General features: G+C 41.1%; 27 protein-coding genes and 2 pseudogenes. 19 read left to right on the top strand and 10 right to left on the bottom strand.

Annotated features, from left to right (window positions below; genetic code table 11):
• The first annotated feature begins 8 nt into the window (after positions 1–8).
• The 4 genes from LC586_RS16590 (at position 9) to trpC (ending at position 5,029) form a co-directional block, all read left to right on the top strand.
• Positions 9–188 carry a DsbA family protein gene (locus tag LC586_RS16590; RefSeq protein ID WP_229485865.1) on the top strand — a complete coding sequence of 60 codons (180 nt, stop codon included), beginning with the start codon at positions 9–11 and terminating at the stop codon, positions 186–188.
• Positions 189–272: 84 nt separating this feature from the next.
• The gene (locus tag LC586_RS16585) at positions 273–1,469 is read left to right on the top strand and encodes a 3-dehydroquinate synthase (RefSeq protein ID WP_229485864.1); all 1,197 of its coding nucleotides are present in this window, start codon (positions 273–275) and stop codon (positions 1,467–1,469) included.
• 371 nt (positions 1,470–1,840) lie between these two features.
• Positions 1,841–4,042: an anthranilate synthase gene (locus tag LC586_RS16580; RefSeq protein WP_229485863.1), complete on the top strand. Its 2,202-nt coding sequence runs from the start codon at positions 1,841–1,843 to the stop codon at positions 4,040–4,042.
• 153 nt (positions 4,043–4,195) lie between these two features.
• A complete protein-coding gene (gene trpC, locus LC586_RS16575) occupies positions 4,196–5,029 on the top strand; it encodes an indole-3-glycerol phosphate synthase TrpC (protein WP_229485862.1) in 834 nt (277 codons plus the stop codon).
• Positions 5,030–5,173: 144 nt separating this feature from the next.
• On the opposite strand, the gene LC586_RS16570 is transcribed toward trpC, so the two are convergent.
• On the bottom strand, positions 5,174–5,374 hold the full coding sequence (locus tag LC586_RS16570) for a hypothetical protein (protein ID WP_229485861.1): 201 nt from the start codon (positions 5,372–5,374) through the stop codon (positions 5,174–5,176).
• Positions 5,375–5,476: 102 nt separating this feature from the next.
• On the opposite strand from LC586_RS16570, the gene trpA reads away from it, so the two are divergent.
• The 5 genes from trpA to aroF all read left to right on the top strand — a co-directional run bounded on the left by trpA (position 5,477) and on the right by aroF (position 11,423).
• Positions 5,477–6,319, top strand: a complete 843-nt coding sequence (trpA, locus tag LC586_RS16565) for a tryptophan synthase subunit alpha (RefSeq protein ID WP_229485860.1) — start codon at positions 5,477–5,479, stop codon at positions 6,317–6,319.
• A 195-nt stretch (positions 6,320–6,514) separates the two neighbouring features.
• Complete coding sequence (locus tag LC586_RS16560) at positions 6,515–7,759, top strand: tyrosinase family protein (protein ID WP_229485859.1); 1,245 nt, start codon at positions 6,515–6,517, stop codon at positions 7,757–7,759.
• Between the two features lie 58 nt (positions 7,760–7,817).
• Entirely contained in the window at positions 7,818–9,050 is a 1,233-nt protein-coding gene (gene trpB, locus LC586_RS16555; RefSeq protein WP_229485901.1) for a tryptophan synthase subunit beta, read from the top strand.
• 71 nt (positions 9,051–9,121) lie between these two features.
• Positions 9,122–10,240: an anthranilate phosphoribosyltransferase gene (gene trpD, locus LC586_RS16550; RefSeq protein ID WP_229485900.1), complete on the top strand. Its 1,119-nt coding sequence runs from the start codon at positions 9,122–9,124 to the stop codon at positions 10,238–10,240.
• Between the two features lie 82 nt (positions 10,241–10,322).
• Entirely contained in the window at positions 10,323–11,423 is a 1,101-nt protein-coding gene (gene aroF / locus LC586_RS16545) for a 3-deoxy-7-phosphoheptulonate synthase (RefSeq protein WP_229485858.1), read from the top strand.
• A gap of 299 nt (positions 11,424–11,722) precedes the next feature.
• Here aroF and LC586_RS16540 read toward each other — a convergent pair whose 3' ends face one another.
• Together LC586_RS16540 and LC586_RS16535 are read right to left on the bottom strand one after the other, a co-directional pair.
• A complete protein-coding gene (locus tag LC586_RS16540) occupies positions 11,723–11,923 on the bottom strand; it encodes a heavy-metal-associated domain-containing protein (protein ID WP_229485857.1) in 201 nt (66 codons plus the stop codon).
• 928 nt (positions 11,924–12,851) lie between these two features.
• The gene (locus LC586_RS16535) at positions 12,852–13,664 is read right to left on the bottom strand and encodes an SDR family NAD(P)-dependent oxidoreductase (protein WP_229485856.1); all 813 of its coding nucleotides are present in this window, start codon (positions 13,662–13,664) and stop codon (positions 12,852–12,854) included.
• Positions 13,665–13,872: 208 nt separating this feature from the next.
• On the opposite strand from LC586_RS16535, the gene LC586_RS16530 reads away from it, so the two are divergent.
• The 3 genes from LC586_RS16530 (at position 13,873) to LC586_RS16520 (ending at position 15,477) form a co-directional block, all read left to right on the top strand.
• Entirely contained in the window at positions 13,873–14,850 is a 978-nt protein-coding gene (locus LC586_RS16530) for a threo-3-hydroxy-L-aspartate ammonia-lyase (protein WP_229485855.1), read from the top strand.
• A 149-nt stretch (positions 14,851–14,999) separates the two neighbouring features.
• A complete protein-coding gene (locus LC586_RS16525) occupies positions 15,000–15,224 on the top strand; it encodes a hypothetical protein (RefSeq protein ID WP_094348959.1) in 225 nt (74 codons plus the stop codon).
• Positions 15,211–15,477, top strand: coding sequence for a type II toxin-antitoxin system RelE family toxin (locus tag LC586_RS16520; RefSeq protein WP_229485854.1), 267 nt, complete (start codon positions 15,211–15,213; stop codon positions 15,475–15,477). The genes LC586_RS16525 and LC586_RS16520 overlap by 14 nt, the downstream gene beginning before the upstream one ends.
• A gap of 121 nt (positions 15,478–15,598) precedes the next feature.
• On the opposite strand, the gene LC586_RS16515 is transcribed toward LC586_RS16520, so the two are convergent.
• The 3 genes and pseudogenes from LC586_RS16515 to LC586_RS16510 all read right to left on the bottom strand — a co-directional run bounded on the left by LC586_RS16515 (position 15,599) and on the right by LC586_RS16510 (position 16,676).
• Positions 15,599–15,817: a toxin-antitoxin system HicB family antitoxin gene (locus LC586_RS16515; protein ID WP_229485853.1), complete on the bottom strand. Its 219-nt coding sequence runs from the start codon at positions 15,815–15,817 to the stop codon at positions 15,599–15,601.
• A 6-nt stretch (positions 15,818–15,823) separates the two neighbouring features.
• Positions 15,824–15,985, bottom strand: a pseudogene (locus LC586_RS41900) (PIN domain-containing protein); the annotation flags it as partial.
• Between the two features lie 277 nt (positions 15,986–16,262).
• Positions 16,263–16,676, bottom strand: a complete 414-nt coding sequence (locus LC586_RS16510; RefSeq protein ID WP_229485852.1) for a hypothetical protein — start codon at positions 16,674–16,676, stop codon at positions 16,263–16,265.
• Positions 16,677–17,116: 440 nt separating this feature from the next.
• Between LC586_RS16510 and LC586_RS16505 the strand changes: the two genes are divergently transcribed.
• Complete coding sequence (locus tag LC586_RS16505; protein ID WP_229485851.1) at positions 17,117–17,257, top strand: hypothetical protein; 141 nt, start codon at positions 17,117–17,119, stop codon at positions 17,255–17,257.
• Here LC586_RS16505 and LC586_RS16500 read toward each other — a convergent pair.
• Both LC586_RS16500 and LC586_RS16495 read right to left on the bottom strand, forming a co-directional pair.
• A complete protein-coding gene (locus LC586_RS16500; RefSeq protein WP_229485850.1) occupies positions 17,245–17,550 on the bottom strand; it encodes a helix-turn-helix domain-containing protein in 306 nt (101 codons plus the stop codon). The two genes, LC586_RS16505 and LC586_RS16500, sit on opposite strands and share 13 nt — an antisense overlap.
• Positions 17,547–17,846: pseudogene (locus tag LC586_RS16495) on the bottom strand (type II toxin-antitoxin system RelE/ParE family toxin); the annotation flags it as partial. The gene LC586_RS16500 and the pseudogene LC586_RS16495, both read right to left, overlap by 4 nt.
• Before the next feature lie 281 nt (positions 17,847–18,127).
• Here LC586_RS16495 and LC586_RS16490 point away from each other — a divergent pair.
• Together LC586_RS16490 and LC586_RS16485 are read left to right on the top strand one after the other, a co-directional pair.
• Positions 18,128–18,361 (top strand): type II toxin-antitoxin system HicB family antitoxin, encoded by a 234-nt coding sequence (locus LC586_RS16490; RefSeq protein ID WP_229485849.1) that lies wholly within the window; start codon positions 18,128–18,130, stop codon positions 18,359–18,361.
• On the top strand, positions 18,354–18,593 hold the full coding sequence (locus LC586_RS16485) for a type II toxin-antitoxin system HicA family toxin (protein ID WP_229485848.1): 240 nt from the start codon (positions 18,354–18,356) through the stop codon (positions 18,591–18,593). Before LC586_RS16490 ends, LC586_RS16485 begins: the two co-directional genes overlap by 8 nt.
• Before the next feature lie 291 nt (positions 18,594–18,884).
• Here LC586_RS16485 and LC586_RS16480 read toward each other — a convergent pair whose 3' ends face one another.
• Both LC586_RS16480 and LC586_RS16475 read right to left on the bottom strand, forming a co-directional pair.
• Positions 18,885–19,292: an HNH endonuclease gene (locus LC586_RS16480; RefSeq protein WP_229485847.1), complete on the bottom strand. Its 408-nt coding sequence runs from the start codon at positions 19,290–19,292 to the stop codon at positions 18,885–18,887.
• Entirely contained in the window at positions 19,289–19,648 is a 360-nt protein-coding gene (locus LC586_RS16475) for a hypothetical protein (RefSeq protein WP_229465696.1), read from the bottom strand. The genes LC586_RS16480 and LC586_RS16475 overlap by 4 nt, the downstream gene beginning before the upstream one ends.
• Before the next feature lie 440 nt (positions 19,649–20,088).
• Here LC586_RS16475 and LC586_RS16470 point away from each other — a divergent pair, with 440 nt between their 5' ends.
• The 4 genes from LC586_RS16470 to LC586_RS16455 all read left to right on the top strand — a co-directional run bounded on the left by LC586_RS16470 (position 20,089) and on the right by LC586_RS16455 (position 23,425).
• Positions 20,089–20,319 (top strand): DUF433 domain-containing protein, encoded by a 231-nt coding sequence (locus LC586_RS16470; RefSeq protein WP_229485846.1) that lies wholly within the window; start codon positions 20,089–20,091, stop codon positions 20,317–20,319.
• A gap of 2 nt (positions 20,320–20,321) precedes the next feature.
• Positions 20,322–20,672 carry a DUF5615 family PIN-like protein gene (locus tag LC586_RS16465; protein WP_229485845.1) on the top strand — a complete coding sequence of 117 codons (351 nt, stop codon included), beginning with the start codon at positions 20,322–20,324 and terminating at the stop codon, positions 20,670–20,672.
• 173 nt (positions 20,673–20,845) lie between these two features.
• Positions 20,846–21,025, top strand: a complete 180-nt coding sequence (locus tag LC586_RS16460) for a hypothetical protein (RefSeq protein ID WP_229485844.1) — start codon at positions 20,846–20,848, stop codon at positions 21,023–21,025.
• 213 nt (positions 21,026–21,238) lie between these two features.
• Positions 21,239–23,425: an NACHT domain-containing protein gene (locus tag LC586_RS16455; protein ID WP_229485843.1), complete on the top strand. Its 2,187-nt coding sequence runs from the start codon at positions 21,239–21,241 to the stop codon at positions 23,423–23,425.
• Positions 23,426–23,472: the final 47 nt, after the last annotated feature.

Here is a 23,472-nt window from a genome sequence, read left to right as displayed (position 1 = left end):
CAAAAACTATGCTGATAGACATCTTTCACGATCCCGTTTGTCCCTGGTGCAGAATTGGTAAAAAGCATCTGTTTGATGCATTGGCAAAATGGCAAGAAGAAGAAGTAGATATCCGGTGGCATCCCTTTATTCTCGACAATACCATTCCTGATGAAGGGTACGAATTTCGTAGCTTTATGCAAAAATAAAGTAAAAATAAATGGTTCTCACTCAGTAGAAATGTTCCTTCAAGCTTTCAATCGTGCCACACTTGTAAATATATCAGCAAAAACATGGTAATTGACATTAAGCAAAAAAGTAAATTCAATCTGCAACCAATTCATCAACGTGTTTCGGTTACTTTCAACTATGAGGTTTACTTCACCAAAAATTTATTTGAGTTGAAAAACCCTACCTTAGCCCAAGTAATTACAGGAGATGGGGAGACAAAGCCGAAGAAAGTTGTAGCGATAGTAGACGCAGGAATATTGCAACATCAACCGGAATTGGTTAAGCAATTAGTAGCGTATACCAAGTTTTATGCAGAGATAGTAGCGATCGCAGCCGAACCGATGATAATTTCGGGAGGAGAAGCTGCTAAAAACGATCGCAATTTAGTAGATAAAATCCACCAACAGATTGAAGCAGCCGGATTATGTCGCCATTGTTACGTGTTAGCGATCGGGGGCGGGGCTGTATTGGATTTGGTAGGATATGCAGCCGCAACTGCTCACCGGGGTATTCGTCTAATTCGGATTCCGACGACGGTGTTAGCACAAAATGATTCCGGGGTTGGGGTAAAAAACGGCATCAACGCTTTTGGTAAAAAGAACTTTCTCGGCACATTTGCGCCACCTTATGCAGTTATAAATGATTCTGCCTTTTTGACAACCTTAGACGATCGCGATTGGCGTTCTGGAATCGCAGAAGCAGTCAAAGTGGCGCTGATTAAGGATGCTAGCTTTTTTGATTATATCCACTCTCACAGCGCAGCCCTTGCACGGCGAGACATGGATACTATGCAACAAGTTATCTATCGTTGCGCCCAGTTACACCTAGAACATATTGCCAATAGCGGCGATCCTTTTGAAATGGGTTCGTCTCGTCCCCTGGATTTTGGACATTGGGCGGCTCATAAACTGGAGCATTTGACAAATTATCGCTTGCGTCATGGCGAAGCAGTTGCGATCGGTATTGCTTTGGATAGCACCTATTCCTATTTGGTAGGATTGCTGGATTGTTCAGAGTGGCAAAAGATATTAAGTACTTTATCGGCGTTGGGTTTCACGTTGTATGTGCCAGAACTGGTTGAGAAGTTATCACAATTGGAACATCCTCATTGTCTGTTTCGGGGTTTAACTGAGTTCCGCGAACATTTGGGGGGAGAGTTGACTTTGATGCTGTTACAACGAATTGGAAAAGGAATTGAGGTTCATGAGGTGGATTTGTTTTTGTATAGGCAGGCAATATCGCTGTTGAGGGAGTTTTAGGGTTAAGTTTTAAACGCTCCAGGTAGCTGAGGGAAGCGCAGAGTAACGCTGAGGTTGTAAGCTGATATACTACTTTTGAGGGAGGCGGTTATGTTTAAATATGGCTATTAAAAAATGTACTAGAAAAGCAGTATTAAAAGCGAATAAATTGACACCTAATCGAAAAATTATTCAATGTCTTACCTGCTTGATATCTAGTATTCTTAAATAAGAAGCAAAAAGTTTTTCATTACATCTTTTAAAAGAATACGCAGGTTTGGATAGTTTGAATTAAATTGACATCGGATTATCTGGATTTGTTTTTAATTTGAAGATAGTTATCAATAATGATTAATGGCTTTTGACTAATAACTCTTCCAGAGAGATTCTCTATGATTTTTGATTCCCGTTCCTACAAAACCCTTGGCGGTGTACTTGTTTCTCGCTCCATCACAGAAGTTAAGATGGACACTGCTCTCGAAGACATTCTATTCCACTTAAATTCTCAGCGTGGAGGTTTGTTAAGGAGCAGTTACGAATATCCAGGCAGATACAAAAGATGGGCGATCGGATTTGTCAATCCACCATTGGAATTGACTACACAGGACAATGCTTTTACTTTGATAGCGTTAAATGAACGCGGTCGGGTGCTTTTGCCATTACTCTTAGAGCGCTTATCCAGCTCAATACAACTTGAGAAAGTTACCCTAGATAATAACAATCTTGTAGGCTTTGTTAAACCTACCAAAAAACTATTTGCTGAAGAAGAACGCAGTAAACAACCTTCAGCATTTACAGTTGTCCGCGAAATTCTATATACTTTTTCTAGCCAAGAAGACGAGCATTTAGGATTGTATGGTGCATTTGGTTATGACTTAGTTTTTCAGTTTGAACCAATTAAACAACGTTTGGAACGTCCTACAGATCAACGGGATTTAGTGCTTTATCTGCCTGATGACTTGATAGTTGTTGACTACTATCAGCAACGCGCATTTCGTTTACAATATGAATTTGAAACAGCGCATGGCAGCACTAATGATCTTCCTCGAACAGGTGAGTCTGTAGATTATCGCGGAAAACATCTTCTCCCAAATCAAACTGCTGACCATAAAGTAGGCGAGTATGCCAAAAAAGTTGAGGGTGCGCTCGATTATTTCCGGCGAGGCGATTTATTTGAAGTAGTTCCTAGTCAAAACTTTTTCGAGGGCTATGAAGATGAACCCAGTAAACTATTTGAAACTTTAAAAGATATAAATCCTAGTCCTTATGGGTTTATTTTCAATCTAGGTGGAGAATATCTGATTGGCGCATCTCCAGAAATGTTTGTGCGGGTTGAAGGTAGACGGGTAGAAACCTGTCCCATTAGTGGCACTATTAGCCGGGGACAAGATGCTCTTGACGATGCCGTGCAAATTCGTCAGTTACTCAACTCCCACAAAGATGAAGCGGAGTTGACCATGTGTACTGATGTCGATCGCAATGACAAATCCCGAATCTGCGAACCAGGTTCAGTACAAGTGATTGGTCGTCGCCAAATTGAATTATACAGCCACCTGATTCATACAGTAGATCACGTTGAAGGGACACTGCGATCGCAATTTGATGCCTTAGATGCCTTTCTCTCGCATACATGGGCAGTTACAGTCACCGGCGCACCCAAAAGAGCCGCAATAGATTTTATTGAACAGCATGAACGTAGCGCCCGACGTTGGTATGGTGGAGCAGTTGGCTATTTAAATTTCAATGGGAATTTAAATACTGGATTAATTCTGCGGACAATCCGGTTAAAAGACTGCATCGCCGAAGTGCGAGTTGGTGCTACTGTCCTTTATGACTCCATACCTCAAGCAGAAGAAGAAGAAACAATTACCAAAGCTGCTGCTTTATTTGAGACGATTCGCCGTGTAAAGCAAACGAGTCAGAAAATTGATGAATCCAGTTCCATAAAATCAACTAAAATCCTACCTTGTGCGGAAGTTGGCAAACGCATCTTACTAATAGACTATGAAGACTCATTTGTTCATACCCTAGCCAATTACATTCGCCAAACTGGTGCAAGTGTTACTACACTCCGTCATGGTTTCTCAGAATCTCTATTCGATACAGAACGCCCTGACTTAGTTGTTTTATCTCCTGGCCCTGGTAGACCAAGTGATTTTGGGGTTCCCCAGACAGTCGGTGCCCTTCTTCATCGCAAAATTCCTATTTTCGGAGTTTGTCTGGGATTGCAAGGCATTGTTGAAGCATTTGATGGAGAATTGGGAGTCCTCAACTATCCCCAACATGGTAAATCCTCACGGATTTTTGTCACCGATTCTAATTCCGTGACCTTCAAAAATTTACCACAATCTTTTCCAGTCGGTAGATACCACTCATTGTTTGCCCTACCGCAACGTTTGCCAAAAGAACTCAAGGTAACAGCGATTTCTGATGACGACGTAATTATGGGCATTGAACATCAGACACTTCCCATCGCCGCCGTTCAGTTTCATCCAGAATCAATCATGACTCTAGCGGGAGAAGTCGGTCTGGAAATCATTAAAAATGTAGTGCGTGCATATACGCAAACGAAAGAGCCATTGGTTAAAAGTTAGGAGTTAGGAGTTAGGAGTTAGGAGTTGAGAATATGGAATTTGGAGAACTGAAATTCTTAACTCAAAAACTCATAATTAATAACTCATAACTCCAAACTATTAACTCCTAACTCCTAACTATTAACTCCTAACTCTTAACTCCCCTAGCATTTTATGACTAACCAAGTTGCTCCTCCCCGCCATATTCTTGAAGAAATTGTGTTGCATAAAAGGCAAGAAGTTGCACAAATGCAGCAAGAACTGCCTTTAACCTCCTTGCGACAACAGTTAAATGCAGCCCCGACTGTGCGAAATTTCTTGAATGCTTTGCAAGAAAATCCTAACCAACCTAGCTTAATTGCCGAGGTAAAAAAGGCATCACCTAGCCGTGGGATTATCCGTGCAGATTTTGACCCCGTAGCTGTTGCTCAAGCTTATGAACGAGGTGGTGCAGCTTGTTTATCAGTCCTGACTGATCATAAGTTTTTTCAAGGCAGTTTTGATAATCTGCGGTCTGTACGATTACAAGTAGCATTACCCCTACTGTGCAAAGAGTTCATCATTGACCGCTATCAAATTTATTTAGCACGGACAGCAGGTGCAGATGCAGTCTTGCTGATTGCCGCCATTTTATCAGATCAAGAACTTCAGGCTTTTTTGCAACTAATTCATGATTTAGGCATGAATGCATTGGTAGAAGTCCATACCTTGGCTGAACTGGATCGAGTGCTAAAGCTTGACAACCTAAGTTTAGTAGGAATTAACAATCGTAATTTAGAAGATTTTACCCTTGATTTAAAAACAACACAGCAACTTTTAGCACAGCGTCAACAACAATTACAAAGTTTGGATATCACCGTCGTCAGCGAGTCTGGACTGTATACACCTGCTGATTTATCTCTTGTCGCTGAAGCTGGTGCGCGTGCGGTTTTGATCGGAGAGTCTTTAGTTAAACAAAGCGATGTCGAACAAGCTGTGCGTAGTTTGCTAAGACTTGATCCTCCCTAACCCTCCTTTTTAAGGAGGGAATTAGAGCAAGCCTTTTTAAGGCGGTTGGGTGGATCTTTGGGAAAATAGGTTTCTTGCGGAATCTGGGTAAAGGGGACATTTAAAGGGCAAAATTCCCTTTTCCCTTCCCCCTTAACCCTTTCTTTATTCCCTAAGGGAGCTAAAAGCCTCATTCACGAGTATCAAAGACTCGTTAATGGAGATAAAAGACTCATTCACGAGTATCAAAGACTCGTTAATGGAGATAAAAGACTCATTCACGAGTATCAAAGACTCGTTAATGGAGATAAAAGACTCATTCACGAGTATCAAAGACTCGTTAACGGAGATAAAAGCCTCGTTCACGAGTATCAAAGACTCGTTAACAAAAAATTTAGCGTGGGCATCGCTAATTGCTAAGTGTTGATTATTCTAGAACTATTAACCAATCATTAACTAATTTTCAGCATGACTTCTATCTCAGCTTCCTTTCAAACATTACGCGATCGCCAACAGTGTGCTTTAATCCCCTTTATCACAGCAGGCGATCCTAACTTAGAAACCACTGCCGAGGCAATACGTATCTTAGATCGCAATGGTGCTGACTTCATCGAGTTGGGCGTTCCCTACTCCGATCCTCTAGCAGATGGGCCTGTGATTCAAGCAGCAGCAACCCGCGCTTTGCAAAAAGGCACAAAATTAGAGCAAGTGCTAGAGATGTTGCACATAGTCATTCCTAGCCTAAAAGCGCCAATAATTCTATTTACTTATTACAATCCCATTTTGCACCGGGGTATTAAGTCGTTTTTGGCGCAAATTGCCACTGCTGGAGTGCAAGGGTTGGTAGTACCAGACTTACCCTTAGAAGAAGCAGAAGAATTAATCCAAACTGCTGCATCTTTCGGAATTGAAGTGATTTTACTCGTAGCTCCTACCAGTTCTAGAGATAGAATTGAAGCGATCGCTCATCAATCTCAGGGTTTTATCTACCTGGTGAGCGTTACAGGCGTTACAGGTATCCGCGCTCAAATTCAAGACCGCGTAAAATATTTATTAACAGATTTGCGAAGCGTCACCGATAAACCCATCGGCGTTGGTTTTGGCATCTCCGGGCCAGAACAAGCACATCAAGTAAAAGAATGGGGTGCAGATGCAGTGATTGTTGGTAGTGCCTTTGTTAAAAAATTAGCTGAAGGTAGCCCAACTGAAGGATTGCAAGCTGTAGAACAACTCTGCCGAGAACTTAAAACAGCCATTACAGAAAGTCGGCGCGAAACTCCATCTCTTCAAGGAGTGGGGAATAGGGGATAGGGAATAGGGAATAGGGAACCAGTATCAATTATCTCTCTCCTTCTCTTCCTTTGCGTCCTTTGCGTCCTTTGCGGTTCGTTAAAAAAATTGACTTTGACAAACAGTTAACCCTTAACCCAAGCATATTGCCCTCCGAAGTTCCGATGCCTTCTCTACGAGACGCTACGCAAACGCCCTCCTGCTTCCATTAAGACAATGAAACTCCTGCTGAAATCTGTCAAAATATTAATTTATAGCATACTTCTAGTTAGCGCCTGTGCTATTACAGTCTTCGCCCACGATCGCATTGACCACAAACAATACAAATACCATTGGAATCACAATGTTGGACAATACGCTCGCCTAGCTGTAAGAAAGAACGTAACTGACCTGACATCAGCAGAGAAAACAGCCTTCGTCAAGGCTATCAAAACCTTAAAAACTACAATTCCCGCAGGTAGCAAGCTCAGTATTTACGACCAATTCGTTGCCATACATATAGGGGCAACACGCTTGATTCATAACCATAAAGGACATTCCAATGGTTCCGTTCAAGAACTTGCTCATGAAAATGCCGCATTTTTCCCTTGGCATCGAGAATATATTCGCAGATTTGAACAAGCACTGCAAGCAGTAGACCCAAATGTTACTCTCCCATACTGGGATTGGACAGACGCCAAAGCACTTGATGTGATTTTTAACGATGACTTTCTTGGTTCTAACGGTCAAGGAGTAACCATCAAAATTCCAAATCAAGGAAATTTTACAGGCGGGCCTGTGCCTGGGGCTTTTTCTGCTGCAAATGGCTGGGTTATGAATCCAGCATTAAACATTGACCCAGATACCCAAACATCATTAGGTACATCACTTGTCCGCTTTCTAAGACTACCTCCTGCCACCGATTACCCTGTACCCAAAAAAGATATTGAGCGTGCCCTGGCTCTTAATAACTATTCTCTATTTCGCCCTGCCTTGGAAGGATTTATCTCTGTAGATGAGCAGGGTAAAGTTACCCCAGGAGGATTCATCCATAACTACATTCATGGTTTAGTTGGTGGGGTACAGATAGACGCAAGCACAAGACCCGTAAAGTTTAAGGGCTTGGGTACTATGAGCAATATACCAAGTTCGCCTTATGACCCAGTGTTTTGGTTGCATCATGCGAACGCAGACCGCCTCTGGGCTGAATGGCAAGAGAACGGTCATAAAGGTAGCGATTTTTATCCTGTTGGTGGTCAGCCTTACGGACACAACCTTAAAGACCTAATGTGGCCTTGGGACGGCGGTATGTCTACCCCCAAAGCTACGGCGTTAGGAGATTTACTATCTCTATTACCAAATTTTGACTCCGACGATTTGGTGCGCCCTATAGACGTTTTGAATCACAGGGAATTGGGCTATATCTACGAAACCCGTGCAAAGGAAACGCGAAAAGAATTTTATCTGTGGGATAAGTTCTAAAAAGTTAGAACGAAAGTAAAAAATACTTGAACATAAAGGATTTTCAACTGTGGTAAGCATCCAAGACATCAACGCTATAATTTCAACTACGCCTGTGCTACCTGACCTTTTAGGCAGGTTTGGAAAATTCGGCGGTAAGTACGTCCCCGAAACCTTAATGCCTGCATTAACTGAGTTAGAAGCGGCATTTAATCAATATTGCAATGAGCCGAGTTTCCAAGCAGAACTGCAAAACTTACTGCGCGATTATGTGGGACGACCCAGCCCATTATATTTTGCTGAACGCCTGACAACAAACTACGCTAGACCAGATGGCACGGGGCCGCAAATCTATTTAAAGCGCGAAGATTTAAATCATACAGGCGCTCACAAAATTAATAATGCTTTGGCTCAAGTGTTACTCGCTAAACGGATGGGTAAGCAACGGGTGATTGCAGAGACAGGTGCAGGACAACACGGCGTAGCGACTGCAACTGTATGTGCTAGGTTTGGTTTGAAATGTGTAATTTACATGGGCGTCCACGATATGGAACGCCAAGCCCTGAACGTGTTCCGCATGAAGTTAATGGGGGCAGAAGTTCGTCCAGTGGAGGCAGGTACAGGAACTCTCAAGGATGCAACTTCTGAAGCAATTCGAGATTGGGTGACGAATGTAGAAACAACCCATTACATCCTGGGTTCTGTTGCAGGCCCTCATCCCTACCCAATGATTGTCCGTGACTTCCACGCGATAATTGGTATAGAAACTCGCGCTCAATCCCAGGAGAAATGGGGAGGATTACCAGATATTCTACTGGCTTGCGTGGGTGGAGGTTCCAATGCGATCGGCTTGTTTCATGAGTTTATGCATGAACCTTCAGTGCGCCTAATCGGAGTGGAAGCGGCGGGTGAAGGTGTAGATACAGAAAAACACGCTGCTACCTTGACAAAAGGAAAAATAGGTGTATTGCACGGTGCAATGAGCTATTTATTGCAAGATGATGATGGTCAAGTCATCGAAGCCCATTCAATTAGTGCCGGATTAGATTATCCCGGCGTTGGGCCTGAGCATAGTTATTTAAAGGATCTTGGTCGCGCCGAATATTACAGTGTTACCGATAAACAAGCGTTAGATGCATTCCAAAGGCTTTCGCAACTAGAAGGTATTATCCCAGCCTTAGAAACTGCTCATGCGATCGCATATCTCGAAACCCTTTGTCCTCAGTTAGAAGGCAACCCCCGCATCGTCATCAACTGTTCCGGCAGAGGTGACAAGGATGTGCAAACCGTCGCCAAAGTCCTTATTCCTTAATTTTCTTTTCAAGGCATGAGGCAGACAACCATGCCCCATGCCCAATGCCCAATGCCCCATGCCCAATAAATATGATCGCTGTAACTCAAACTCCACTTGACAACATCCCCGTCACTTCTGAGTTATACAACTGGCCAGGATTATTGCAACAGTTGTTTGCTCGGCAATCGTTGACGGTTTCCCAAGCTGCGGATTTGATGCAAGGTTGGCTCACAGATGCCATTCCTGATGTCCTATCAGGAGCGATTTTAGCCGCAATCCAAGCTAAAGGCGTATCCGCCGAAGAATTAGTCGGGATGGCTAGCGTCTTACAATCCCAATCTTCTCCCCCTACTCCCGACTTTGTACAGACGCGATTAATCGCGTCTCTACCCACTCCCCTAATTGACACCTGTGGAACTGGTGGAGATGGCGCTTCAACCTTTAATATTTCCACTGCTGTCGCCTTTGTTGCCGCCGCCGCCGGGGTAAAAGTTGCCAAACATGGCAATCGTTCCGCATCTAGCAAGACTGGTTCGGCTGATGTGTTGGAAGCTTTGGGTATAAATCTCAACGCCACTCCTGAGAAAGTGCAAGCCGCAGTGGGTGAAGTCGGAATCACCTTTTTGTTCGCTCCAGGCTGGCATCCTGCACTGAAGGCGATCGCTACTTTGCGAAAAACTTTGAAGGTGCGGACTGTTTTTAACTTGCTCGGCCCGCTAGTAAATCCCATGCGGCCGACAGGGCAGATTATTGGTGTCAACGATCCGCTTTTATTAGAGGAGATTGTTCAAGCTTTATCCCAACTGGGATGTCAGCAAGCGATCGCACTCCACGGACGGGAACGTTTAGATGAAGCTGGTTTGGCAGATGTCACTGACTTAGCTGTACTCCAAGATAAAAAAGTGCGTTCTCTAACGCTCAATCCTCAAGAACTTGGTTTGAGTTTTGCACCGACTGCGGCGTTATGCGGTGGAGATGTTCAAGAAAATGCCGAAATCTTGAAGGCAGTTCTCCAAGGTAAAGGCACTCAAGCGCAGCAGGATGTAGTCGCTTTAAATACAGCCCTCGCACTGCAAGTTGGTGAAGCCATTCATGGGGAAACTGATGTTTTAGCAGGTTGTGTTAAAGGTATTACCCTTGCTAAGGAAATTCTGCAAAGCGGCGCTGCTTGGACAAAACTAGAACAACTTGCTGAATTTTTGCGCTAATCACCAAGGTAAGGGCACAGCAATGCTGTGCCCCTACGAACGAACTGTATTACACCCAAAAACTATACGGAAGGAAAAATAGATGATTATCATACTTAAGAACGGTACGCCTGTTGAGGAAATTACTCGCATCAGCCAAGAACTGAGCGACGTTTGGGGAGTCACGGTAGAAAAAAGCGTTGGCACTCATAAAGTTGTCTTAGGGCTAATTGGTGATACCACTAGCATCGATAAATTACAGGTTCAGGAATTCAGCCCTTGGATTGAGCAAGTATTACGAGTGCAACAACCTTTCAAGCGCGTAAGTCGAGAATTCCGACATGGAGAAGCCAGCGAGGTTGTTGTACCTACACCTAACGGTGATGTCTATTTCGGCGAACGTCATCCCATCGTAGTGGTAGCCGGGCCTTGTTCCGTTGAAAATGAAGCGATGATTGTCGAAACGGCAAAGCGCGTGAAGGCAGCAGGAGCGCAGTTTCTGCGTGGCGGAGCTTATAAACCTCGTACTTCACCTTATGCGTTTCAAGGTTATGGTGAAAGCGCTTTAGATTTATTAGCAGCAGCGCGGGAAGCTACTGGTTTAGGTATCGTCACAGAACTCATGGATGCTGCCGATTTATCAGCAGTGGCGAGAGTAGCTGACATAATCCAAATCGGAGCTAGGAATATGCACAACTTTTCGCTGCTCAAAAAGGTAGGCGCTCAAGATAAACCCGTGCTGCTGAAGCGGGGGATGTCTGCCACAATTGACGAGTGGCTGATGGCAGCAGAATATATTTTGGCATCTGGAAATCCAAATGTGATTCTTTGTGAACGGGGAATCAGAACTTTTGATGGCAAATATGCCCGGAATACTTTAGATTTATCAGTGCTTCCGGTGTTGCGATCGCTCACCCACTTACCGATTATGATTGATCCCAGTCATGGTACTGGTAGGTCTGAATATGTTCCATCAATGGCAATGGCTGCGATCGCAGCTGGTACAGATGCCTTAATGATTGAAGTTCACCCCAATCCCGCCAAAGCTTTATCCGATGGGCCCCAATCTCTCACCCCTGATAAATTTGACCGCTTAGTTCAAGAAATGTCAATTCTGGGTAAAGTAGTCGATCGCTGGTCTACACCTGCATTTGGTAGGGTTGGTGAAAGCCGCATTCTCTTCACACCAGAACTATCAAAGTAAATAGATCGTAATTTGAGACGATTTTTTGCAAACGGCTAAACCCGATCAACAACTTTTTTAGACGAAAGAATCTGTTGGTTGGGTTTTCATAAACTACCCGCGCTTTAAATTCTTTATTAAGGAACGCGATGTGCAACTTTTTCTTAAAACCCCGTTTCCATTCCTCTCCCTGAAAAGTTGAGAGGCTTTGAAATCCCCATTCCCTACTAGGGAATGGGGGCTAGATTTCTGAGGATTTGATGTTAATAAAAATACTTTTCAAACATCGTCTAAATCTCTTCAGAAATTTAGAAATGTAATTAATAGCCCTCGATAGTATAACCAGCAGATTGGACTATCTGTTTAATTGTCTCTTCAGAAGCGGCAGTTTCTACAGCTACGGTTTTTGCATTAACGTCTACATCTACTTTGGCATCAGATTCCATAGTCTGAATAGATTTAGTTATTTTCTTGGCGCACTCATCACCTTTGATATCTGGAACTTTCAATTTAATTGCCATTACTTACCTCTTTAGGTCAACTGGAATTTCTATTTAATAAATATAATAAAGGTTGAGATAGTGAACGCACATCTTACTAAGGTGAGGAGATTAGGAATCCTAAAGATAGTAATAAATAATAGCTATCCTTAAATAGTTTTTGAGAGAATTTGTACATAAAAAAACTCAATTGAATACCAAATATATAAAGTGATTTATGAAAATTCACTTAGTATAACTCACTTCTAAAAACCCGCTTTTTTGTTTGTTCTGAAGACTCCACGAGAGATTGCAGATTATCTTATGGGCGTTCTTATTCGACATAGTTGTTCAGGCAGCACTGCCTAAACATACAAACGTTTCTACGTAAGTCACAAAACCTTTTTATCTATAGTTTTTAATTATTTTTATACTCCGGGTACTTCTGCCCAACTTTAACTGCATATATATATCCAAAAAGCAGCTATCTTGTGGCATATATTTATTATGAGCTTCATAACAAAAACCTTCAGTAACGCAGTTGTGGCAGGAGTGTGGCTGATCCCTATGGTTTTTGATGGATGCTATTGTCCACCTCCTGATACCAATTCTGTATGAAGATGCGCCAAACTATATGAGGAACGTAGACGCAAACGCGAGTGCGTCTCCAAAAGTTGGGGCTTGCCGCAGGCTACAGCATACTCCTAGGTCGAAGCAAGCTACGCGCAACGTCTCGTAAGAGTTGGGCGCATAGACACGTTCGCCCTGGTCTCCAAGAGTAGGGGCTTCCCGCAGGGTAGGACATAAAGAAGAAAGAAAATTTGGCGCAACCTCACAAAGAAATGGTATGACTCCACTTTGTTGCGTTGAGAAAAGGACTCCGCAATTTAGTTGAAAATAGAGCGGTTGCAGAGAAAGCAGGATCATTTAGCAACTTCTAAAATTACCCCCTGCTCCCCTTGCCGCAAGACTACCTATTTTTTTTGAGTTCGTGCATACTTCTTACAACCTTTGTTACTAAATTTCTGGGTGTAAATCTGACGCTTTCAGTCAATAGCTTATTTCTCATACCAGGAACGACAACGGTTTTATTTGTCATTAAGCCCCGATAACCAATTCTAGCAACGGTTTCTGTCTCCATCATTCTCTTAAGGCGAGCAATCTTTGAATCTTTCATTGCAGCTGTTTGTTGAAATTTCGATGCTGGTGGCCCTGGACAAAGAACAGTCACGCTGACACCTGTGCCCTCTAATTCATTAGCGATCGCTTCGGAAAATGATAATACATAGGCTTCAGTAGCAAAATAAACTGCCATTAGAGGCCCTGGTTGAAAAGCAGCAGCTGAGGCCACATTTAATATTTTTCCATAGTTTTGCTCGACCATATCCTTAAGGAATAACTTAGTTAAATGAGTCAGACTCACTATATTTACCTGGAGCATTTTCAGTTCAATGGTGAGGTCTGTTTCGTTAAATGCTCCATAAGTACCAAAGCCAGCATTGTTAATCAGCACATCAATTTTTATAGATGCTTGCTGTAGTTCTGTGAAAATTTCTTCTGGAGATGTTGGGATGGATAAATCCTGAGCAAAAATTTTCACAAAAATGCCAAACTTTTGCGGAAATTCATCTAGAATTTCAATAAGTTTTTGTTCATTATTATCCACTAACACAAGATTATAACTATGACGAGCAAAAATCTGGGTTAATTGATAGCCTATTCCACTAGCTGCTCCTGTAATTAGAGCAGTTTTTTTTTGCCGACTTTCAGATATTTTATTCATGCTAAAAACATGGCAAACGTGAGTTAATTAATTTAGGTTTTATAAAAATAACTACAGTAATATATAATATTTACTGGAGCTATTTTTAGGCAGAAAATAAATGATGCTATCCACCTGAAATGAGTATGCTTCAATCAAGCATATTTGACACAAATATAAAAATCTGTATCTATATAAACAAGAGCCAAAATATTTAATATCGACATCAATGCCACAACATAATTCCGTTACTATAACTGACGTGCAAGCAGCACAACACCGAATTATGGGGATTGCCCATCGTACACCTGTGCTGACTTCTAGAATTGTTAACGATCGCACCAATAGCCAAGTATTCTTTAAGTGCGAAAATTTTCAACGCACGGGGGCATTTAAATTTAGAGGTGCGTACAATGCCCTAGCCCAACTATCGGCAGCACAAAAACAAACAGGCGTTATCACCTATTCATCGGGAAATCATGCCCAAGCGATCGCTTTAGCTGGACAACTACTAAACATTCCCGCCACTATTGTCATGCCTGATGATGCACCCGTTGTGAAACAAACTGCTACTCGTGGCTATGGTGCAGAGATAATTTTATACAATCGCCAAGAAACAAATCGGGAAGAATTAGCTCAAGATTTAGCAGATAATCGTTCTCTCACTCTGATTCCCCCTTACGATCATCCCCATGTAGTCGCCGGACAGGGTACAACTGCTTTAGAACTGATTCAAGAAGTTGGTGAATTGGACTTATTATTAGTTTGTTGTGGCGGTGGCGGATTACTTTCAGGGTGTGCGATCGCAGCCAAAGCACTTTTACCAAATTGTAAAGTAATCGGGGTAGAACCAGCGCTTGCCGACGATGCTACCCGCTCCTTTCACACCAAAACCCTGCAAACAGTCAAAAATCCTGATACCATCGCCGATGGTGCGCGGACTCCCAGCCTGGGTAAAATTACTTTTCCCTTAGTGCTGCATTACGTAGATGATATGGTGACGGTATCGGAAGAAGCGATTCTTCGCACCATGTTTTTCTTATGGGAACGTCTGAAAATTGTCGTTGAACCCACTGGAGTACTTGCAGCAGCAGCCTTACTCGAAGGTGTGGTGACAGCACCAGAGGCGAGGGTTGGTGTCATCATTAGCGGTGGAAATGTAGATTTAGCGCAAGTTGGTAAATTGTTTTCTGTAGGATTGGATTGAAAACTTAAATTCCCAGCAAAGTTTCTATGCAAATTGGGCATTTATTCAGTTAAACGGCTATTGGATCGGCTGATACAGTAAAATTATAGTGATAGGCTATAGTAACTTTATTGAAGCTAAACTCACTATATGTTGGAATTGAGGTAAAAATGGAAACTACAACGAGAAAACAAGCTTTAATCAAAGCTATTTATGAGCGATTAGAACAAGCTTATGAAGATACTTTAGAGGATGTCATAGAACTTTTAGACATTCGTAAAGCAGAAGACCAAGAGGATATTAAAGCTTTACATGAAGGACGGGAAGATATTAAGAAAAATGGCACTATTCCTTGGGAGCAAGTTAAACGAGAATTAGCCAGTGAATCAATATAAAATTGAATTTTCTAATGCTGCATTTAAAGAACTTAAAAAATTACCTATAAAAGTACGGACAAGGATACAAACAAAAATTGACGATCTAGCTGATAATCCCCGCCCTAACGGGGTTGTTAAGCTAGAAGATTCGGACAATGGTTATCGAATCCGAGTCGGCAGTTACCGAGTTATATACGATATTTTTGATGATGTATTACTAGTTAGTGTTGTGAAAGTAGGGCATCGTAAAGAGGTTTACCGCGACGAGTAAGACAGCAACACTAATAGCAGGATAAAAGCTTTATATTCATACTCTCATATCGCACTTTTGCTAATGGGGCTGATGTGAGCGATCGCCTCCGGTTAGTGTTTGCATAATCGCCCTACAAGCTCTATTCTGTCAGACCATCAAGTTTAGCCAGTATTCTTAAGCCTTCTTCTGGGTTGCCAGTTGCAGCCATTGCTTTAAATCTTGTATGGGCATCAAATTCTGCTAGAGCTATGGTAGAAAGTTCTTCAATCAATTTATTAACACTGATGCCTTTGGCTTGAGCCAGTTCTTTCAATCTATTATGCTTATCGTCTGGTAAACGAATAGTTAAAGTTGCCATTTTTGTTTAACTCCTAATAATTTCTTCAGGTTTTAATATTGATAAGTTAGGAAATAACAATTCAGCATTTTGGAAATCTTTGACATTGTGAGTAGCAATGATTTGAGCATTTCCGGCAACTGCTAATTCAATTAAGTGATTATCAGCTTCGTCCTTTAAATTAGGTCGTCATAAATAATAGAAGTGGCGTTGTGTTAGGTGCATATTTCAGGAGAATTTATCAATAAAAACATAATCTAATATCATGTCCGCTTGATTGCTTATTAAACCCGAAGAACCCCACCCCGCCAAAGCTGTGCTTTGTCTCCCCTCCCCGCAGGCGGGGAGGGGTTGGGGGTGGGGTTCTTTTATTATGGATAATTTGGCGGACATGATATAAGCGCCTAATGCACCATCTTATGAGCCGATGCATTAGGCTAAAGCCGTAACACACGCTATGCTTTTACTACGCTTTTACTTTGCCATTGCTATTCACACCAACAATCATTGACGGTAGCTCATTACTAACAATTGGCGATTCACCTCGCAATCCCTTGCGGCGTTGGTTTTTAGGAACTCCTCCCGCCATACCATACTCTACACTGCTTTTGCCATATTTAGCCCCAATGCCCATGAGTATGTGTTCTGTCATGTCTGCCAACTGCTGCTCTGTTTCTAACATTTCACGGTATATCTTATCTAGGTTAGAAAGCGCAGTGTTGTAAGTATTTTCTTTATTTCGCATTGTCTCAATTAGGCTTGAGTACGCAAATAAAGTGAGTCCATTACTCACATCTAAGTTTGGATCAATTGAACTGATACTGGCTGCACGACGTGCTGCTTTTTCTAGCACTTGGGAAGTTCTTTTTAGTCTAGCCATAAAATGTACCTTTTAATGCGGTTATTTATTTGATTATCAGTTCTCGAATTCACTGATTTAAGCTTCTTTACTTTAAAAAACTTCCGTATTGATCAGCCTGAGGAAATTCCTGCAAATCTCTATTAACTTTTATTACACTGTAAATTGCTAATAAATCAGTAAATTACGCAAAAAAGAACCCAAACCCCAGTTTGAGAACTCAATATTAGCTTTTGTGTACTAAATATACTTAAATGAGAACTCAAACCCCAGTTTGAGAACTCAATATTAGCTTTTGTGTACTAAATATACTCAAATGAGAACTCAAACCCCAGTTTGAGAACGCAATATTAGCTTTCGCGTACTAAATATACTCAAATGAGAACTCAAACCCCAGTTTGAGAACGCAAATCGCGTTATGAGAAGTTTTCAATTTATTACCCCTCGCGGGGATGGAAAAATTGAGCGCAGTTGGCAGTGCGATCGCACTTGTGATGATGCGGTGGATGTGGGCGATGTCTACAACGGGCTATTCGGCGATCGCACTTTTGATGATGGAGTTGATGTGGCGACGATCACCAGTCGAATATCAATCAAACTGAGAAATAACAACCTCTTGATCGGGAAAACGCGCTATGATTGTCAAGCTTCCGCCAAGAGATTTAATGTATCGAGAGAGCGTAGATATTTGAATATCTTCTTGATGCTCAATTTTTGAAAGCGCCGATTGTACCACTCCCATATTTTTCGCAACATCGCTTTGAGTATGTCCAAGGGACTCTCGAAGTTCAGAAAGTGTCAATTTGAGCAATGCAAGGTTTGCTTGCATCTCACTTTCTACTTTTTGTTCAGGAGTCATTTTTTTGCGAAGTTCATTAAATGGCTTGGTCTTCATAGGAACCCTTCTGTTTTTAATTCCTCTAAATGTTCGTCATACAACGTATCTGCTTTTGTCACATTCTCCTCGTACCAGCGATCGTCTCCTCCCTTGTTTCCTCCAATAAGAAGAATGGCCACTCTCCTTGGATCAAAGGCATAGAGTATTCGGTACGGTTCTCCTCTGTGCTGCACCCTCAATTCTCTCATGTGGGAATGACGTGAGCCGTTTATTTTTGAACTGTAGGGAAAAGGAAGTTCTGGCCCCCGCGCCTCAAGTAGTCGCACTAATGCATCGATTGCAACCTGGGTGCTGTCATCTAACTCAACCCACTACATTTCAAACTCGTTTGTAAATTCTACCTCCCATGTCATTATTACTTACACATATTTTCACGAGAATATCACCTCTAACTCATATTATGACTATATCTGTGTAGAAGCAAGTAAAGAAAGAATATTCTTAAACTTAGCGATGTCTACGACGGGCTACACCTACGCTCTGATTTATTGCGGATACGAATTATTCATAGTTAATGGTGTAGCATGAAAGCATAACCTAACTTAATAGACTTCTTGAATTTTTAAGATGACTTATGGAGTTAAAGCAGAATATTAGAGCAGTCATTCATCCAGGTGAACAGCACGGATACATAGCAGAATGTCTAGAAGTTTCTGTAGTAACTCAGGGAGAGACTCTGGATGAAGTTGTTCATAACCTTCGTGAAGCAGTTGCTTTGCATTTAGAAGACGAAGATCCAACTCAATTTGGCTTAGTAGATAAACCTTCTCTAATGGTAACTTTTGAACTCCAACTAGAATATGCCTAGACTCAAAAGATTATCAGGTGCTGAGATTGTTGATATTTTGGGTGAGTTTGGCTTTGAAGTACACAGCCAAAAGGGCAGTCATATTAAGTTGCGTCGTTCTGGTGTAGAACAAAAAGAGACTTTAACAATACCTAATCATCGGCAGTTAGATACAGGAACTTGCAAAGCTATTTTTAGACAGGCAAGTAAATACATTCCTGAAGAACAACTTTTTCCATTCTTTTACGAATAAAGTAAGTAGCCAACTCTCGCAAATAAGCGATAACCGAAGTTTAATGCCTTCTCCTTTGGAGACGCTAGCGCGAACGGTATATCGCCAACAATAAAACCTATCCTACCTATCACTGCCAATTTATGCGATCGCACTCTTAGCAATTGTGTCAAATCAGCGATGTCTACGACGGGCTATTCGGCGATCGCACTCTTAGCAACTGTGTCAAATTAGTTATGTCTGGCGACAAGAAACGTAGCTCTCTACGCAAGTCAAATAAATAGCTTAGTGGCATGAGGATGAACAGTAAACCTAAGAATACTGACCTGCCCAAATCAATCTGTCCCGTTCTTCTAACCGCTCTGATTGATTAAATTGGAGAATTGCAACAGTTACACGCCCAACTGCTGTTAATGGTGCAATCTCTGCTCCATTCAGCTGAAAGTGATCGCTCCATTTTTGAGTCCTTGGATTGAAAAAGGGTGTTAGTTTCCCCGTTTCAGGATCGAGTGACCCCAAATCAGTACCCTTTGCACGATTACAATATGGACAGGCGAGAGCTAGATTTTCTGCTTCAGTAGTGCCACGATGTTTTTCGGCAATAATATGTTCCATCTCAAAGCTAAATAGTGCTGCACTTTGAGGAAATAAGCAGTACTCACACCTTTGGTTCGCTCTTTCAATTACGAGTTTCCGTAATTGGGCTGATACATAAGTCATGGGTTTTGGCGTAATTGCTCGAAGGTATGAGCTTTTGCCATACGGACAAGATGTTCTATAGTCAGATAGCGTTCTAGTTCCGCTTCACCTTTGGCTGAAAGTGTTCCTGCTTTACTTTGTGCTAGCAAATCACTGACACGAGCCTGGAATTCTGGTGAGGGTCGGATTGCTAGAATTTGTTCTGGTGTAGGCTGACTGGCCAACAACCCAATAATCTGTTTCTCATCGAGAAAATTGCCAGACTGTTCGCTCAATAACTCTTTTAGACCGCGTTCTACTATCTCTTGTAAACGGTCTTGGAACTGCTGTAATTGCTGTCCTAGCTCCTCAGATACCTCAACAGTGATTTGCATCATCTAGCTTTGTTATTTTTTAAATCTATCTATTAGCTATAAGTCTAGCTATAAATCAATCTATTAGTTTAATTTTATCAGTATCTGGTATAACTAGTTACTGCAATCGCACTTGTGGTTATGGGGTTAATGTAGGCGATGTCTACGACGGGCTACGCCTACGCACTCTGAGCAACTGTGTAAAATGAGCGATGTCTACGACGGGCGTAGCTGCGGCACTTTTGGTGATGAGGTTAATGTGGGCGATGTCTACGACGGGCTACGCCTACGCACTCTGAGCAATTGTGTCAAATGAGCGATGTCTACGACGGGCGTAGCTGCGGCACTTCTGATGATGGGGTGATGTGGGCGATCGCTCTAATCCAAATTGTAGTTATTTGAGCAAGTAGAGGTTTGTTGAGGCAAATAGAATAAAATAAAAACAACACACTAAACTTAATTTTATGGATTTGCAATCCCGAATTGTTATAGATCCTAATGTCCTTGTCGGCAAACCAATTATTAAAGGTACTCGTCTTTCTGTTGAGTTTATCATTGACCTTCTTGCTCAAGGCTGGACAAATGACGAAATTCTCCGCAACTACCCTGGTATTACCCTCGAAGATATTCAAGCTTGTTTAGGCTATGCTAGTGCCAGCCTTAAAGCTGAAAAAGTCTACGCTTTTCCTGGGTAATTATGCGCTTTCTAGCCAACGAAAATTTCCCAGGAGATGCCATAGAAGCACTTCGCTGCGGAGGTCACGATGTTACATGGATTCGCACTGATGCTCCTGGGATTGCTGATGCCGAAGTTTTAAACCGCGCTCAACGTGACGAGCGCATTCTCCTCACCTTTGATAAAGACTTTGGTGAACTCGCCTTTCGTTCACATTTGCCTGCAACTTGTGGGATTATCTTATTTCGGATTAAAGCACCTTCCGGTATAGTTGTTGCTCAAAAAGTGGCGACTGCCATAGCATCTCGCCCTGACTGGGCAGGACATTTCAGTGTGGTTGAAGACGAGCGTATCCGAATGCGAGTCCTCTGAAAAGATTGTTAATAATATTCTTAAATATAATAAAAAACACAAGGGGTAGTAGGCGATCGCCATCAGCTATCACTATGCCAAAGAAATAGGTTTAAAACTGAGTACAATCTGCAAACGCTATATCTTCAATAATACAATCTACACAATACCTTCCACAGCCACCAAAGCCAAGAGTGCCGATCGCTGCGCTGCTGTTAACCCAGTTACACCTGCAATATTCATACTTTTATAAAGGCGAACGCATTCTTACCAAGAGTCTTAAAGAAGCGATCGCACTTTTGGTGATGGGGTTGATTTGGGCGATGTCTACGACGGGCTACGCCTACGCACTTCTGGTGATGGGGTTGATTTAGGCGATCGCACTCTGAGCAACTGTGTCAAATCAGCGATGTCTGGCGACAAGAAGCAGAGCTTCTACGCGCCTTTGATGATGGGGTGGATGTGAGCGATCGCTCTTGTTTATTTACAAAAGCCTTAAGTTGAAATTAACTTGCTAAAGTTGCTTGGTGTAAGTAAGGGAAAACACGCAAAGTGTAGAAGAAATCTTTAAATCCACTAAAGAGCTAATGAGACCAAGAATTACTGAGCCCCCTATTATTGCTTCTATAATTGCAGCTATTACAGCTATCTTGGTAGCTATAATTAATAAATTGCCCTTGAGTCAGGCTGTCATACTTGTAGTGGTTTTTGCCCTTATTGGATTTTCTATAATATTTTTTATAATACAGATATACAAGAATAGTTCGTCCTCTACTAATGATATTTCCAATCTGGAAGCATTGGTGGATAAAGTTAAGTCTTTATGGATAAATAATGAGTCACTACCAACAGATAACAATTTTATCAATCTTAAGTTTGAAGATCGTTCACAAGGTAATCAGCGTCGAATACTAGAAGGTGAAAGTATCACTGATATATTCAACCAGGTGGTAATAAGAGAGTTTGGAAAAGAAAAATCCGCAAGAACTCTATTGATTTTAGGTGAAATGGGATCTGGTAAGACTCTGACACTACGGCAGATACTGAAAGACTTGCTTCTTGCTAATCAAGAACTAGAAAACAATATACCAGTTCCAGTAGTTTTTAACTTATCATCTTGGAAAAATATAGGACAAGGCGAAAGTTCTATTGTGAAGTGGCTAGTTGAAGAGCTAGCCAAGAGCAGTTTATATGGTATTTCAGAAGCTGTGGGTAAAAAGTGGGTCGAAAACGAAAAATTAGTATTATTGATAGATGGATTAAATGAACTTAAAACTGAGCTTAGACAAGATTGTGTTAAATCTCTGAACAAATTTATTGAAAAGTATAGCAAGACGGATATTGTTGTATGTAGTCGCATTGAAGAATACAATGAACTTAATGAACTTTCTGTTACCTTGAAATTTAAGAAAAAAATTTATATTCAACCCCTTGATAATCAGCAAATCACAAATTATCTAATAAAGACAAATAGCCAACTAGCAGCAGAAGTAAATAATTTACTTGAAAGGTTATATAGTGAAAATTTTAAACTTGCAAAGACACCTTTGTTGCTTAGTCTTATACGTTCCACTATTGAAAATAAATTGCCTATAAACAAAAAATTAATAGAGATAATAGTTCCGTCGTTAAGTAGAAAAAACATAAATTTGCAAGAAATTTCTAAAGACTTATTCAACAATTATATACAACAAATGTTTAATATTCATCAATTAAATATAAAATATCAAGAATCTGATGTAAGGCGTTGGTTAATTTGGTTAGCCAAAAAATTGAGAAATAACTCTCAACCATATTTTTATATAGAGGATATGCAGCCTGGATGGTTGGCTGAAGAAAAAGCTGAAGAAAAAGCTAAAAAACAAGCTGAAGAACAAAAAAAAATTTATCAAAAGCTAAGTATATTTGGTGTAGGCATACTTTCGGGTGTCCCATTGGGGGGAATTATTGGAGCTATTATTGATTGTTGGATTTCAGCTTTTTCACTAAATACAAAAGGTAATATCGTATGGTTAGTTGGTTTAGGACTAATCGTTGGACTGATTATTGGGCCATTTGTTTCATATTCTCAAAAAAAGCATGAAAAAGATATAAAAGCACATAAGCAAGTCAAATTTTCTTTTAAAGAAGCTCAGAAAAATTTAAAATACAGCTTAATAATTGGGATAAAATTAGGGTTAGCTATACTATTTTTTTGTTTAATCTTTATGTCATTAATTTACAAAAGCTGGCAAATAGGCTTTATTGCTGGATTGACTGCTGGAGGTTTTTTTGGGTTAGTTGTTACGATAAGCTCAGCAATAGGTGATAGCCTAACAGATGAACCTGTAGAAAAAACTGTAAAGCCCAATCAAGGTATTTGGAATTCATGTTACCAAGCTGTGATTATTTTTATAATTAGCAGTTTTACTTTTATAATAATTTATGCATTATTTATATTTACTGTTAATAAAACAAATATTTTTATGTTGAGTATTGGATTATGTTTTGCGATAATAACAGGGATAGTTACTGTAATGGCCCATAGTAGCGGTACATCCATTAGTCAGCATTTTATCTTGCGAATTGTTCTTGAAAAATACAATTTTATTCCCAAGGATTATGCAGGTTTCCTTAATGAAGCCACTAATCTTGGGTTTTTACAAAAAGTTGGTGGCGGTTATTCTTTTAGGCATGAGTTACTACGAGATGAATTTGCACAGTTAAAGCTAGATGAGAGTCAACAAGGTGACAAAACTATATGGAAAGTTTTAGTTAGTTATTTAAAAGGCTGAAACTAAGTAGTTATGCAAAGGAAAGCACGAATTCATAACTCTCGTAG

Source organism: Nostoc favosum CHAB5714, from assembly GCF_020829495.1.
In the GTDB taxonomy this organism is placed as follows: Bacteria; Cyanobacteriota; Cyanobacteriia; order Cyanobacteriales; family Nostocaceae; genus Nostoc; species Nostoc favosum.
Note: the sequence above shows the minus strand (reverse complement) of the source record. Positions and strands in the feature narration are given on the sequence as shown.